The sequence below is a fragment of the Bacillus sp. S3 genome, from assembly GCF_005154805.1.
In the GTDB taxonomy this organism is placed as follows: Bacteria; Bacillota; Bacilli; order Bacillales; family Cytobacillaceae; genus Neobacillus.
Genome location: NZ_CP039727.1, coordinates 173,782 through 188,667, shown reverse-complemented (window position 1 = coordinate 188,667; position 14,886 = coordinate 173,782). Strand labels below are relative to the sequence as shown.

The 14,886-nt window shown below is 39.6% G+C and carries 14 protein-coding genes and 2 pseudogenes; 5 read left to right on the top strand and 11 right to left on the bottom strand.

Annotation, left to right across the window (positions count from 1 at the left end):
• Nucleotides 1–78: 78 nt before the first annotated feature.
• From FAY30_RS01030 to FAY30_RS01015, 4 genes and pseudogenes are all read left to right on the top strand, one after another.
• Nucleotides 79–1,029 (top strand): DUF1177 domain-containing protein, encoded by a 951-nt coding sequence (locus FAY30_RS01030; RefSeq protein WP_149868156.1) that lies wholly within the window; start codon nt 79–81, stop codon nt 1,027–1,029.
• A 97-nt stretch (nt 1,030–1,126) separates the two neighbouring features.
• Nucleotides 1,127–1,798, top strand: a complete 672-nt coding sequence (locus FAY30_RS01025) for an AroM family protein (protein WP_149868155.1) — start codon at nt 1,127–1,129, stop codon at nt 1,796–1,798.
• Nucleotides 1,799–1,818: 20 nt separating this feature from the next.
• Nucleotides 1,819–2,180: pseudogene (locus FAY30_RS01020) on the top strand (aminopeptidase); the annotation flags it as partial.
• Nucleotides 2,181–2,184: 4 nt separating this feature from the next.
• Nucleotides 2,185–2,778 (top strand): DUF6431 domain-containing protein, encoded by a 594-nt coding sequence (locus FAY30_RS01015; RefSeq protein ID WP_223820859.1) that lies wholly within the window; start codon nt 2,185–2,187, stop codon nt 2,776–2,778.
• Nucleotides 2,779–3,113: 335 nt separating this feature from the next.
• Here FAY30_RS01015 and FAY30_RS01010 read toward each other — a convergent pair.
• From FAY30_RS01010 to sigW, 11 genes and pseudogenes are all read right to left on the bottom strand, one after another.
• Nucleotides 3,114–3,572: pseudogene (locus tag FAY30_RS01010) on the bottom strand (YhgE/Pip family protein); the annotation flags it as partial.
• 12 nt (nt 3,573–3,584) lie between these two features.
• Nucleotides 3,585–4,397, bottom strand: a complete 813-nt coding sequence (locus FAY30_RS01005) for a YhgE/Pip domain-containing protein (RefSeq protein WP_149868152.1) — start codon at nt 4,395–4,397, stop codon at nt 3,585–3,587.
• 322 nt (nt 4,398–4,719) lie between these two features.
• A complete protein-coding gene (locus tag FAY30_RS27045) occupies nt 4,720–4,860 on the bottom strand; it encodes a hypothetical protein (protein ID WP_190284776.1) in 141 nt (46 codons plus the stop codon).
• Between the two features lie 33 nt (nt 4,861–4,893).
• Nucleotides 4,894–5,298, bottom strand: coding sequence for a YhgE/Pip domain-containing protein (locus FAY30_RS01000; RefSeq protein WP_149868151.1), 405 nt, complete (start codon nt 5,296–5,298; stop codon nt 4,894–4,896).
• A gap of 2 nt (nt 5,299–5,300) precedes the next feature.
• The gene (locus tag FAY30_RS00995; protein ID WP_149868150.1) at nt 5,301–5,807 is read right to left on the bottom strand and encodes an Rrf2 family transcriptional regulator; all 507 of its coding nucleotides are present in this window, start codon (nt 5,805–5,807) and stop codon (nt 5,301–5,303) included.
• Between the two features lie 1,533 nt (nt 5,808–7,340).
• A complete protein-coding gene (glmS, locus tag FAY30_RS00990; protein WP_149868149.1) occupies nt 7,341–9,143 on the bottom strand; it encodes a glutamine--fructose-6-phosphate transaminase (isomerizing) in 1,803 nt (600 codons plus the stop codon).
• 484 nt (nt 9,144–9,627) lie between these two features.
• The gene (gene glmM, locus FAY30_RS00985; RefSeq protein ID WP_149868148.1) at nt 9,628–10,977 is read right to left on the bottom strand and encodes a phosphoglucosamine mutase; all 1,350 of its coding nucleotides are present in this window, start codon (nt 10,975–10,977) and stop codon (nt 9,628–9,630) included.
• Between the two features lie 37 nt (nt 10,978–11,014).
• Complete coding sequence (locus FAY30_RS00980) at nt 11,015–12,241, bottom strand: CdaR family protein (RefSeq protein ID WP_149868147.1); 1,227 nt, start codon at nt 12,239–12,241, stop codon at nt 11,015–11,017.
• Nucleotides 12,234–13,061, bottom strand: a complete 828-nt coding sequence (gene cdaA, locus FAY30_RS00975; RefSeq protein WP_149868146.1) for a diadenylate cyclase CdaA — start codon at nt 13,059–13,061, stop codon at nt 12,234–12,236. The genes FAY30_RS00980 and cdaA overlap by 8 nt, the downstream gene beginning before the upstream one ends.
• 133 nt (nt 13,062–13,194) lie before the next feature.
• Nucleotides 13,195–13,818: an anti-sigma-W factor RsiW gene (rsiW, locus tag FAY30_RS00970; RefSeq protein ID WP_149868145.1), complete on the bottom strand. Its 624-nt coding sequence runs from the start codon at nt 13,816–13,818 to the stop codon at nt 13,195–13,197.
• Between the two features lie 17 nt (nt 13,819–13,835).
• Nucleotides 13,836–14,399, bottom strand: a complete 564-nt coding sequence (gene sigW, locus FAY30_RS00965) for an RNA polymerase sigma factor SigW (protein WP_149868144.1) — start codon at nt 14,397–14,399, stop codon at nt 13,836–13,838.
• Nucleotides 14,400–14,630: 231 nt separating this feature from the next.
• On the opposite strand from sigW, the gene FAY30_RS00960 reads away from it, so the two are divergent.
• Complete coding sequence (locus tag FAY30_RS00960; RefSeq protein ID WP_149868143.1) at nt 14,631–14,786, top strand: aspartyl-phosphate phosphatase Spo0E family protein; 156 nt, start codon at nt 14,631–14,633, stop codon at nt 14,784–14,786.
• Nucleotides 14,787–14,886 lie beyond the last annotated feature (100 nt).

Genomic DNA, 14,886 nt, shown 5'->3' with positions numbered 1-14,886 from the left:
GATGAAATTAAAAGAAGGATAATCAAGAAATGATTTGATTTTTACATTTTGTTTTTAATAGATTTGGAGGAAACGAAAATGGTACTTAAACAAACATTAACCGCGATTGAAACACTTGATAATGGGTATGTCCAAGGAGAAACAGTTAAGGTATTATTCCAGCCATATCCAAATGTAACAGTGACCGTACAGACAGTAACCGGAGAAAAAGGAAGTACAGATTTCGTAAAAATAGTAATTCCCGGTTCCAATGGAAGAAGTAAGAGTGGAGACGCAAAAACGGTTGGAATAATAGGAAGACTTGGAGGGATTGGCGCCCGTCCAAATCGAATCGGTATGGTTTCCGACGCAGATGGTGCTGTCGCCGCCGTGGCTTCTGCGTTAAAACTGGCAGACATGCAGACGAAAGGGGATACGCTTAAAGGAGATGTAATTGTTACGACACATATCTGTCCGAATGCACCTACCCGACCGCATGAGCCGGTAGACTTTATGGACTCACCGGTGGATATTTTAACGATGAATAAATATGAAGTTGTTCCTGAAATGGAAGCTATATTATCAATTGATACAACAAAGGGAAACCGCGTCATTAATCATAAGGGGATTGCCATTTCACCTACTGTTAAGGAAGGATATATCTTACGTATTAGCGATGACCTAATTAGAATTATGGAAATGGCGACCGGTAAATTGGCTGTGACCTTCCCAATTACAACCCAGGATATTACACCATATGGTAATGACTTATATCATATTAATTCAATTTTACAGCCAGCCGTTGCGACTGATGCTCCTGTTGTAGGTGTCGCTATTACGGCTCAATCAATTGTTCCAGGCTGTGGAACAGGTGCTAGTCATGAAGCTGATATTGCAGACGCCGTCCGGTTCTCGCTTGAGGTAGCAAAGGAAGTAACAAACGCAACCTGCCAGTTGTATAACGAGGATGAATACACCAAAATTACAGAACTGTATGGTTCGATGAAAATATTACAGACAATGGGGAAAGAGGCTTCACACCAGCAATAGAAAGGAAACTTTAGGATGAAAGCCTGATACTGTTTTTGAAATTCAAAAAGAAGAGCGGCAGCAGCCGCTCTTTATATCTATTAAAAGGGGTGTAGGAATGAGTAAATTAGGTATGATAACTATTGGACAGGCTCCAAGGACGGATGTGGCCCCAATCTTAGAAAAATATTTGGATGGCCGCAGCGAACTAGTGCAAGTTGGGGTGTTAGATGGAATGTCAAAAGAATATATTGAGCAGTATTTGTATCCAGAAGCAGATGATTATGTGTTGACTTCCCGTTTGGTATCAGGTGAATCGGTTGTTATGTCACGCGAAAAAATCAAACCAATTTTGCAGGGGAAAATTAATGAGCTTGAAAATTCAGGTATTAATCAAATTCTGCTGCTTTGTACTGGAGTATTCCCCGGTTTAACAACGAAAAGCTCCTTTTTAATCGAGCCCGATCATATTATCCCTCCGGCTGTCAAAACACTCGTTGCCAATCGCCGGCTTGGCGTTATTGTACCGCTGGAGGAGCAAAAGAAGAGTTTGAAGCCGAAATTCGCTCCATTCGGTCTTGATCCAATATTTGCTGTAGCGTCCCCGTATCAACATGATGAATCCGCATTCCTGTCGGCAGCACTTCAACTGAAAGACAATGTGGATATTATTTTGCTCGATTGTATGGGGTATACTGAAAATGCTCGAGAAAGAGTATCTACTGCTTCAGGTTTACCAGTCATACTATCAAATGCGATTATGGGAAAATTAGTATCGGAAATGATTTAAACCACAAAAGGATGAACAAAATGAAAGAACAATTAATTGAGATTAGCCAAAATGTTTTAGAAAAATGTTTAGGGCTTAAAGAAAACGAACAATTTCCTGTTGTTGCAGTTGATATGAAAAAGGAGCTTGGGGAATCTTTATATGAAACAGGTAAAAAGCTTGGTGCGGAACCAATGCTAATGATTATGAATAAACGGACAAAATCAGGTGAAGAGCCTCCAGTTTCGATCCTGCAGCAATGGTCCAATCGGACGTCGTTGTTTGTGTTACAGAACATTCTTTAACACATACTCAGGCAAGAATGACTGCTGCAGCAGCTGGCGCAAGAGTAGCTACGATGCCGGGCATTACAGAGGAAATGTTTTTAGAAGGGGCCATTTCAGTTTTTGGTTAGGGGTACGGGGAGGATTCTTTCGCCTTGTTGTGGAAAAAGTATGACTGTTATTGGGACTAGAGATAGGAAATCAAAAGAAAGATCAGGAGAAACGAAAGTTTATAATATTCGACGTTTAAGATGTGATAATTGTGAATGTATTCATCATGAATTACCAGATTTCTTAGTTCCTTATAAAAGGTATGAATCAGAGTGTATTGAACTGGTTCTTGCAAACCCTATTAATCACGATATACCTGCAGATGAATCAACCCTGTATCGCTGGAATGAGTGGTTTAAAAGTTTTCTAGATTATTGGGTCGGATGTCTTATTTCTATCATGCTTCAAACTAAACAGGAAAATATCCCTTTGGATTTATCGTCCGAAAGTTCAAAGACCGCACTTTATAGATTAGGACGACTGGTGGGTAATGCCCCTAGATGGATGGCAAGAATTGTCCGGCCTATTGTAAATATTAATTTAATGATTTACAATTGGTCCAACAAGTCAACGTTGGTAATATTTATTAAGACAAAGGATATGCAAACTGAGAACTTGTTATCTTCTTGGGGAAAGGATGCCCATTCAATACCGTGGAGAAACTAACCGAATGAATCCAGAACCCTTACAGGACAAAGGCTTGGAGGTGTATTAGGCAAAAAAAAGGACTGTATCTTTTTGAATCCAGCCCCGAATTTTGATTGATTTTTGATTGAAAAAACCGATTGAATAACGATTGAGTACATAAAGAACTGCCCGCTGCTCTTCCCGCTTCCTTTGCTGTTTGGATACCAATTATAAAGCAGTTGAAACCAACTTTTTAAGCATGGGGAAGAAGAAAGTAACAGCTACATATAATAGAGAAAAGAAAAATGATTTAAGAGGTATAGTAACCCTACTTTCTAATGCTGTTAACAATTCTGTTTGTCGGATGGGATAAATTAACTCCCAGGAACTAAATCCAGATCTCTTTTGTTTTTGAAATTCGAGAAAAAGAATAACAATAAATTAAAAATGATAATGCAACCGATTAGTACAGCGATACTAATGATAAAGGCATCACTTCCAATAGAAGAAGTCATTGCTTCCCTCAAACCATAGATAACATGTGTCATTGGCATATAAGGATTGATAGCATTAAAGAAATCATTTTGCAAGGCTGCCGGGAACATTCCACCACTTGATGCAAGTTGTAATACAAGGAGAATCATTGCGATAAATCTCCCTGGATTTCCTAATGGAATCACCAATAACATCATGAAAAACATATACGTTACTGAACCTAAAATGGATATTAAAATAAACTTGCCTACATTCTCTACTTCTAATCCCATTCCGAGTATAACGATAGCATCAAGAATTAATGCTCCACCGACTGCTGGGACGAATCCAAGGGAAAACTTACTGAACCATCAAGCCCTATCAGATGTTGGTTTTGCAGCTGTTTCACTCAACGGGAATATTAAATTAAATGCCAAAGCACCAATATATAGTCCTAGTGAAATAAACATAGGTGCCAGTGCGTGTCCGTAATTTGGAACTTCGTTGGTCTTTGCTTCTTTAAGCAAGATTGGTGATGCAAGCATGTCATAGTTTGCATCTGTTGTATTGATACTTACTACTGTATCTGCACCTTCAGAAAGTTTATTAGATAACTCATTTGTACCATCTTTCAGTGTCGCAATCCCTTCACCAAGTTGCGCTGAACCTTCAGCTAGCTGTCCAGCTCCCTCATTTAGCCCGGTGGCACCTTCAGATAGTTGTGATACTCCGTTTTCTAAATCTGGTAATTTGCTTGAAAGTGTCTCGGTTCCTTGTACAAGTGTGGCTGAACCCTCTTTCAAGTCTTGTGATTTTGAATTAAGATGATTGATTGCACCTACCAATTGTGGCATTTGTTTGTTTAAATTGGCAGTAGCTGTCGTTAATTCTTTACTTCCACCTACAGCATTATCCATTCCGCTAGCAAGCTGTGATGAACCTTGTATCCGTCCTTTTTCGCCTGCAAATGCTTGACTAATATTTGTATATCCATCTATAGCCCCTATGGCTTTAGGTTGCACCTGGTTTACCGCCTCGTTAAGTGCGTTAACTTGAGCTACCAACTCTGGAGGTGCCCCAGAGTGACTAACGGCTTTTTGCAATTGATTTACAGCTTGCTGTGCACCTGTTAATCCTTGAGTAAGCTGATTGATTTCATCTTTAGATGGTAATTGCTCATTCATTTTTACTAAACCATTATTTAGGTTATGGCTACCTGTGGCTAAGTTATTTAACGCACCATTTAACGTTTCTTGACCAGCAGCAAGTTTAGGAACCCCTTTTTGCTTGTCTGTTAAAAGAGCTGTTTTTCTTGCAACTGACTAATCCCATTCGAATATGGGTAATTCCTTCATTTAAGTGAGTTGCCCCTGAGTGAAGTGAATTTGCACCCTTGATGAAGTCTCCCACGCCAACTTGTATGGCATCAGCACCATTTTTAAACGTTAAAGTGCTTGAAGTAAGTTTGTTCAGATTTTCTGTTATCTCAACATTTCCATCAAGTAATTAGCTGGCCCCATCATTTATTTCAGAAGCTCCGTCCGCAGCATCAGCAAATCCTTCGCCAATTTCATTAATTTGTGAAAAGATTGCCCTTGTATATTCTTTAGTGACACTATTTGAAACCTCTTGATTGATGCGATTCATTGCTTGTTCACTTATCGTCACACTAAAAAAGGTTCACCCAGGATTGACTTCATAAGTCAGATTCATTTTTGCTGGGTTGTCTTCTAGTACCGTCGAAGCTCTTTTTGAAAAGTCTTTTGGTATAGTAATGACCATATAATAATCACCCTTACCAAAACCCTCTTTAGCTTTATCTTGATTAACAAAATGCCAATCCAAATCATCATTTGTCTTTAAATTATCTATCAATTCATCCCCAATACGTAATGTCTTTCCTTCCATTTCAGATGGTTCATCAAGATTAACGACCGCTACTGGTAAATTGGAGGTTTTACCAAAAGGATCCCAATAAGCACTAAGGATAATGCCAGAATAAATAATCGGAACGAACGGTATGACAATCATCATAAGTATTAACATCTTATTATTTAATACTTTCTTCCATTCAGCTTTAAACATGTTCAATCATGTTCACCTCTATCTTGTTGTAAAGACTCAGTTAAGGAGGTTTTATTCCAGTAGAGTGTTGGTATTTCTGTCTTACCAAAGCCTTCTTTTAACAAATCGGATACATTAATGTTGGAAAAATATCGGTTTAGTAATTCATCTGCATTTTTTAAGACATTGCGAATAATGTCAGATCCTTTATCTACATATTTTCCGCCTTTAAATACTAAATTGATTAGCCCTGTATCGGGGTAGATTAAAATAGGTCCTTCAACCGCTTCAATAATGTCTAATACACTTATTTCTTCCGTTTTTCTCGCTAGTGAAATTCCACCTTTATTGCCCGAAACGGATGTGATAATTTGTTTAACTACTAACTTCCGAGTGATTTTTTTCAAGTAAGATGGGGATACTTCTAAACGCCTACTAATCTCATCTGTCGATAAAGGTTCCCCTGATTCTTGCGTTGCTAATAATATAATGATGCAGGCAGCTTGTTCAAAAGCCTTCGTAAATTGCAAATTTGTTCACCACTTTTTATGTTTATTAGATATATGATATCTATTATAGATAAATAATATCCACGGATATATTAAAACTTATTTCTTGAAAAAAAAACAAAACATGTTTTTTCAATAACTCTAATCTCTTGCTCTTTTCCTTCTGATAGAAAAATACTAAGGATTTGCATAATGGAGAAACAACAATCTTTATTGGACAAGGGATTGAAGTGATACTGAACAAAACAAAAAGGACTGGATCACTAATGGATCCACCCGCCCGAATTGATATTGATTTTTGATTGAAAATGGGAGTGGATTCCCACTGAATTTCACACAAAAAAACCGAAGGTCTGCCGGGAAAAGTACCGGAAAGACCTTCGGTTTGGGAACATTAATTTTATTTAAGGAACGTTATTTTTATCTAAGGAACCTTAATTTTATATTGAGACACTTGCATCTTTTTTATAAACATCACAATTGTATTTTAATGTTAAATAAGAATAAAGTTTGCAGAAATAGGTTATTCGATAAACCCCTTGATACATCTGACTTCAATGGCATTTTCCGAATTATTCTTTGAGAATAAAGTTCGCTCAAAGATTTGCTCACTTTCACCGGAAATGAACACAGAAAATTAATATGATGAGAATAAAGTTTGCTTAGTGATATAGTGGCGAACACCAAATGAGTTGTGTGGCCAAAACTAAAAAAGGCACCTTACGGTGCCTCCTGTACCATAACCGATTAATATCTTCGGATGGAGTATCTATGCAATTGTATTGGTTATATCTTAATGTATTTGTGCTTTAGGTTAAGAGAGGTAAGCCATTTATTGAGGTAGAGTATACGCTGAGAATGGAGGAGCCTTTCTGTATGTGGAAATGGGGTACACCTGATTTACACAAAGGATAGGTGCTGGTATAAGTATTTCAGATATGATATTCGGACCTTGCCAATAAAAGGAGTATCGAAGATACGTTTCCAATTCGATAGTCTAATCTCTTATACATAGACCTTACGGTTTCTCCTATACCACCGTCAATCCCATACTTATCATGTTACCGATACATAATTATTTATTTTTATTTTTATTTATTTCTTTCTTTATGGGCGAGTGCTAAAGTCTGGAGCGGATCACACGTTTCGTGACGTGCGCTTCCTTTGAAAGACGAGCACACTACTATACCTTACGGTTTCGCCTATACCACCGCCATTTCCATACTTACCACGTATGCTAATTATTTATATATTTATTTTTTTATGGGCGAATACTTTGCTTGGGGATTGTTACACATCGCTGGACGTGGGCTTCCCCTTGAGTTGTACCTGTAGGAATGGTTCAACCCGTAAGGGGCACCTTGATCCTCACGAAAAACATTTGACAGCCCGCAACAAACATAAAAAAGCCCCGTGAGTATACCCATACACTGGATACACCCACGAGACTTTATGCAAACTTTTTTCTTTTTAAGCAGACTATTTTTACATACATCAAACTTTATTTTAGTTTGACATTTAAATCAACAGAATTTTAATTGCTTTTATTCCTACCTACTCAACCGTCACAGACTTCGCAAGGTTACGTGGTTTGTCGACGTCGCAATCGCGGTGCAAGGCTGCGTAGTAAGCAATGTATTGCATTGGTATGACAGAGATAAGCGGTGTTAATAATTCATTTACTTCTGGGATGACAAAGCTGTCTTCATCCATTTCGAGACCCTTCATCGAGATGATGCATGGGTTTGCTCCGCGGGCAGCGACTTCCTTCACATTACCACGGATACTTAAATTAACACTTTCTTGAGTTGCTAAAGCAATAACCGGTGTACCTTCTTCAATTAAGGCGATTGTGCCATGCTTTAATTCGCCGCCGGCAAAGCCTTCTGCTTGAATATACGAAATTTCTTTCAGCTTTAAAGCACCTTCTAAGCAGACATAGTAGTCGACTCCACGACCAATGAAGAATGCACTGCGAGTTACCGATAAGAATTCTCTTGAAATGTGCTCAAACAATTCTCTAGAGTCGCAAAGAGCTTCCATTGCGTTCGCAATAATCCCAAGCTCATGCACAAGGTCGAAGTTCACTTCAATATTTTGGCTTTTCGCCGTCACATCAGCCAAAATTGATAATACTGCTAATTGCGCGGTATAGGCCTTTGTAGAAGCAACAGCAATTTCAGGTCCTGCATGCAGGAGCAGCGTATAATCCGCTTCACGGGAAAGGGTTGACCCAGGAACATTGGTGATCGTAAGCGTGCGATAACCCATTTCTTTCACTTTCACAAGCACGGCACGGCTGTCAGCCGTTTCCCCGCTTTGTGTGATGAAAATAAATAACGGCTTCTTCGTTACTAGCGGCATATTGTAAACAAATTCACTGGCAATATGAACTTCAACAGGGATTTTTGCCATTCGTTCAATAAACTGCTTTCCGCCAAGTCCGGCATGATAAGAAGTACCAGCTGCAATGATGTACACACGATCCGTATCATTCATCGCACTAATAATTTCAGGGTCAATGGTCAATTCCCCTTGCTCGTTTTGATACGTTTGAATGATCTTACGCATCACAAGCGGCTGCTCATCGATTTCTTTTAACATATAGTGCGGGTATGTGCCCTTTTCAATGTCGCTTGCATCAAGTTCCGCTGTGTATGGTTTACGGTTAATATTGTCACCATTTAAATTTTGAATTGTTACATCATCTTTTGTAACAATAACAATTTCTTTGTCCATTAATTCTACGTATTGGTTCGTTACTTGCAGCATCGCCATTGCATCACTGGCGACAACATTAAAATCAGTTCCTAAACCAACGAGCAACGGGCTTTTATTTTTAGCCACATAAATGGTTTCATTGTCTTCAGCATCTAAAAGGGCAATGGCATATGATCCATGTAAAAGGGTCAATGTTTTACGGAAAGCCTCAATAACCGCTAATCCTTCCTTTACAAACCGCTCAATAAGCTGAACAACCACTTCTGTATCTGTTTCACTTATAAAATGAACATCTGCTAAATATTCACGCTTTAAAAGATCATAGTTTTCGATGACGCCGTTATGAACAAGGGTGAAGCGCTCAGATCCACTTTGATGCGGATGGGAATTCACCTTACTTGGCACCCCATGTGTTGCCCAGCGGGTATGGCCAATTCCGATATTTGCCATTACATCTTCGTCCACGATTTCACGCAAATCGGCAATGCGGCCTTTTTCTTTAAACACATGAATGCCGTTCTCATTTTTCACAGCGATCCCGGCTGAATCATAGCCTCTATATTCAAGCTTTTCTAAACCTTTTAATAAAATTTCCTTCGAGTCGTTATGACCAATATATCCAACAATTCCACACATTTTTATATGTCCTCCCTAATACAGGGGGCAAGGTGCTTCTTCGAGGGCAGACTTGCCCCCTTATCTCTGTTTTTTTGTCAGGTATCTGTCTATACCTTTTTAAACATTACGATTAGTATGCGCATTTCCTTCTCTTTGTGCACAGAGTTGCCTCCATGTTTTAAAGAAGAAATTAACGGCCCTGCGTCACAGCCGGGAGGTATCCGCCGAATGTTTCGATAAACCTCCACCTCGTCAACTAATCTAACCTCTGAAGATTAGTTCAGGCGCTTTTTTTATTCCTGTTCCTTCTGCTCCTACCCTCCTTTCAAAGCATGGTGACCAACTGCTGCTTTAAAATTCAAAGCAGATTAATCTTACATGATTTGTCAGTCGTCCGTCAACTAAAACTATAAATGGTTCAAATTTTGTTCAAGAACCATTCATAATAAAATATGCATAAGGAGACAGTTTCGTACTGTTCCTTATGCATAAATTTTAAGCTTTATTCTTTTAATTCCATTTCTTCTTTTACCACTGTGACAATGCGGTCTACATAGGATGCACACAATTCCTCAGTGGATGCCTCTCCCATCACACGGACGAGCGGCTCAGTTCCGGATGGACGGACGAGAATTCTTCCATCTCCAGCCATTTCCGCTTCAACTTGTTCAATGACCTCTTTTACCTTAGCATTATCGGTCACATGATGTTTATCGGTGACTCGTACATTCACAAGCTTTTGCGGATACTTTTTCATTTCTCCGGCAAGCTCTGATAAAGGTTTTCCAGTCGCCTTCATAATATTCACTAACTGAAGCCCTGATAATAGGCCGTCCCCAGTTGTATTGTAGTCCAAGAATATAATATGACCAGATTGCTCACCGCCAAGATTAAAGCCGTTTTTCTTCATTTCCTCGACAACATAACGGTCGCCCACTGCTGTTGGCACACTATGAATACCATGGGTTTCAAGTGCCTTATAAAAACCAAGGTTGCTCATGACCGTAGAAACAATCGTTCCATGCTTTAAGCGCCCTTGTTCCTTCAGATACTTGCCACAAATATACATGATCTGGTCGCCATCGACAATTGTACCATTTTCATCAATCGCGATTAACCGGTCGCCATCCCCATCAAAGGACAGCCCCACATCGGCACCCTTTTCCTTTACTAAAGCAGCTAATGCCTCCGGATGGGTAGAACCAACGCCTTCATTGATATTTAACCCGTTTGGTGATGCCCCCATTGTAGATAGGTCAGCATCTAAATCGGCAAATAAATGCGACGCCAATGATGAAGTTGCTCCGTGCGCACAATCTAATGCAATATGGATGCCAGAGAAATCTTCCTCAACGGTATTTTTCAAGTATTGCAGGTATTTCTGTCCGCCTTCAAAATAATCCATCACTTGCCCCAGTTCAGCACCAGTTGGCCGCGGTAATTGATCTTCTGGTAAATCAATGAGCCCTTCAATTTCTAACTCTTGGTCATCGGATAGTTTAAAGCCATCCGGCCCGAAAAATTTTATTCCATTATCAGCCACAGGGTTATGAGAAGCAGAAATCATGACTCCCGCCTGTGCTCCCAATGCTTTTGTTAAGTAGGCAACACCCGGAGTGGAAATGACGCCTAAACGCATGACCTCTGCACCAATAGAAAGTAAGCCGGCAACAAGAGCTCCCTCAAGCATATGCCCTGAAATACGTGTATCACGCCCAATCAATACTTTTGGACGATCCTTATCCTTTGTTAATACATACCCGCCAAAGCGGCCTAATTTAAAGGCCATTTCAGGTGTTAATTCGCTATTTGCAATGCCGCGTACCCCATCGGTACCGAAATATTTTCCCATTTAAAAATCTCTCCTTCAACATATCAATTGCTGGATCTTATGCGTTATTCGTTATCGTAACTTTTGCTGTCGATTTATCAGGCTTCCAGTTGACATCTGTCGGGCCTTCTACCTGAATTTTAACATCGTGACTTCCTTCCGATAATCCGGATAAGTCGATGAAAACAGTAAAGTCTTCCGGGCCAATATTCGAAACTGTCCCACTTATGCCATTCACCATAATATTAATCGTTTGGCTCGCGGGGTCATTCAACTCTGCCTTAAGGGTGTCAGTTAACCCTTGGATTTTCACTGGTACACCAGAGACGGTTGTCTCTTCTTGTTTTTTGACCACTATGGTTGCTTTTACAGTTTGCGGAGACACCTTCGAGACCCCATTTGAGATGATGACAGGTAAGGTTAGAGTGGTGTTTTCAGAAATTTTACTAAGATCCACTTCCACTCTTACATTTTCTGTGTTTTTCAGAACATCGTCATTCCCTGTAATCGTCGCTTCTTTTTCATCAATATCGATCGATTCAATCGTAACACCCGGTGGAGGTGTGCCTTTTTTGACAATATTGATGGGAACCGTTTTCGTATTACTCTTAATGGGGATCGTCATTTTGACTGTCTCCGGCTCCACGACAACATTCAGCTTGTTTAATTCCTTGTCTAGTACTTGTATCCGTGCTTCTTTCGTAATGGAAGCTTTCAGTTTACCCTTTTCCTCAATCGTCGCCTTCACATAGGTAATCCGGTCAATTACATCTTTAGCACCGGTAATTTTTACTTTACTTGGCTCAACAACAGGTTGTCCTGCTGAATAACCTTCTTCAATTTGGCTAGAGTTAAATTCGGCATCGACTTTAAATTCCTTCGTTATCTTTTCTTGGATCGTGACATTTACACTAGCCGGTTTCAACGTCGCCTTCAATTTATCAGATAAATTCCTCACCTTAAGGTTTACCTTCTGTTTTCCTATCTTTGCATCGGTCAAATCGACATACACTTCAAAGTTCTTTGAAGCTTTAGCAGACTGGACATGGGTGAGAGGCCCTTTGATAGTAATATCAACCGTGTTGGGAATACCGGATACGACTAAATTTTCTGTATCATAATAAACCTTTACAGGTATATCCTGAATGGTTTCTGTGGCTTTTTCGCCAGGGACATTCACATCTGATAATTTTTTCCCTGTATTGGGCACAGAAGAATATAACAGGACTGCCAATAACAAGGCCAGAACTTTTAAGAACCAAGGGTTATCCATCAGTTTATCCATTGCTTTTCCCCCTCCAGTTCCAACGAGCTGAAGAAGCTTGTTTCGTTTTGTTTTGAATCACCATTTCACTCGTAAGGAGCGTTTTTAATTCCTCTAACTTTAGATCGCGGTGGAGTTCACCATTTTTGGTCAGTGAAATATTACCTGTCTCTTCCGATACGACGACTGTTACACTATCGGTGACTTCACTGATTCCTAATGCAGCCCGATGTCTAGTACCCAGTTCCTTTGAAATAAACGGGCTTTCGGATAAAGGAAGATAGCAGGCTGCTGCTGAAACATTATTTCTTTGAATAATAACTGCACCATCATGTAGAGGTGTATTAGGTATAAAAATATTTATGAGCAATTCCGATGAAATATTGGAGTTTAATTGGATTCCAGTTTCTATGTAATCACTCATGCCCGTTTCTCGTTCAATTGAGATTAATGCTCCGATTCGTCGCTTTGCCATATAATCGGTCGCTTTTAAAATGGCTTCGACTGTTTTTTCCTGATTATCATCATCCTGTGTTCTGCTGCTGGAAAAAAATCGCCCTCTTCCTAATTGCTCAAGGGCCCTTCTAAGTTCAGGCTGAAAGATAATGATAACGGCAAGAAATCCCCAATTTATGGCCTGTTGCATCATCCAGCTTAATGTCGTTAAACCAAGCCACTCACCGACCACTCTGACAAGAAGAATAACGAGAATTCCTTTTAATAACTGAACAGCCTTCGTTCCTCTTATCACATTGATCAGCTTGTAAATGACATACCATACGAGGACAATATCAACAATACTAGCTAGATACTTCCATACAGTAAAATCAGCAAACTGCATTGTTCTTCCTCCGTAACTTTCTTAAAACGTATAGTGAACCAATTTATTATACCATAAAGTGAAACGTACACCTTACCCCTATTATATGTTACTGGTTAAAAAAACAAATCACTCTAGTGCGAGTGATTTGTTTTTATTGGGTTTCCGGCTGGTCAAAGATATCAATGACCTCTTGCGCTGTCTTTTTCATATGATACCAAATCCAGTCAAAGACTTCATTTACTTCTTCAATTTGTCCTGTGACGTGACCGGCTGAGGCAAGGTACTTTTCCCCATTAATGACTGTTACATCCCCTTGGACTTCACCTTCTATTTTCAATTTCCCATTGCGAACGACCACATCCCCTTTGACCGTTTCCCCCTTGGGAACAATGACAGTATTATTTTTGACGACTAAATTCTCTTGCTTTGATACAGAAAATTCACGGTCTTGACTCCAGGTGGAAAACAAACTTCCCACCATTAATATTATGAAAACAGAGGCAGCCGCTAGCATTGGATGGTTTCTTAACCAGCGCTGCATCGAAACTTTTTTCTTTTCTTTCGGCAGTCGCGCCAATACATTGGCTGTAAAATCTGCGGGAGCCTGCATATGTGATAGACTTTCGACAAAGGCAATCGTCTTTTTTAATTCATTAAAAATCTCTTCACATTCTTTACAGCTTTGGAGGTGTTCCCGTAAAATTCGTTCCTTTTCAGGCTCAATTTCTTCGTCTAGGTATTCGTGCATTAGTTCGATGATCTGTTCTGGACACATATTTGGTTTCACCTCTATCACACATATCGTAATTGTTGTCTTAATGCTTCACGGCCGCGGTGAATTCTTGTTTTTACAGTTCCGAGAGGCAAGTCAAGAATTTCACTTATTTCATTTAAGGACATCTCTTCAATGTATTTTAATACAATGGGAGACCGGTATTTTTCCGGCAGCTTTAAAATTTCCTTCTGCACCGTCTCATGCAGTTCTAAACTCTCTACCTCCGACTCCGGAAGCGGTGTGTTGGAAGGAACCTGTGAATACATGGTTAATCCTTCTGTTCCAGCTACCTCTGCATCTAAATAATGATCGGGTTTCTTTTTTCGCATTCGATCAATACAAAGATTGGTGGCAATCCGAAAAAGCCATGTGGAAAATTTCAAATCCTGGTTAAACGAGCGGATATTCACATACGCACGGATAAATGCCTCCTGCGCCATGTCCTCTGCTTCGTGGCGATTTCCGAGCATTCTAAAACATAGCTGATAAACACTATTTTTATATATTTCAACGATTTCACCATAGGCATCCTGATCACCTTTGATGACTTGCTTTATTCTCTTTTTTACAATAGCTTCCATTAAGTTCCCTCAGCTCCAATGCTGCTATACGATAATACGAATCGCTAGCGAAAAAGTTTCGTTTTCCACGAAAAACTTCTTAATCCCTATAATTTTAACAAAAATTTACTAAAGGGGGGTAAAATAAGTTTAAAGTTTTTCCTAGGGGAAATACAAATAATAGGGTAATACTTCAATTTGTGGGAATCTCCCCGCAATCGCAGGTTAAAAAATAGGGATGTGACGGCATGTATGAGTGCGGAATTTCGCGATTTAATGAAGGAAATTGAAAATTGCCGAGACAAAATGGTTCAATTAGCATCAGAAACTTCATTAAGCAATCATCAGGTAATCGAAACAAGTAAGAGACTGGATCATTTATTAAATCAATTACTACATAAAAGATAGGCAGCTGCAATGGTTCGGTTTGCAGCTGCCTTTTTCTTTATGGCTCTGTTAAACGTGGCTGTTGATTTCCGCTACATCCGCTTCGCTTTCCGCGGGGCGG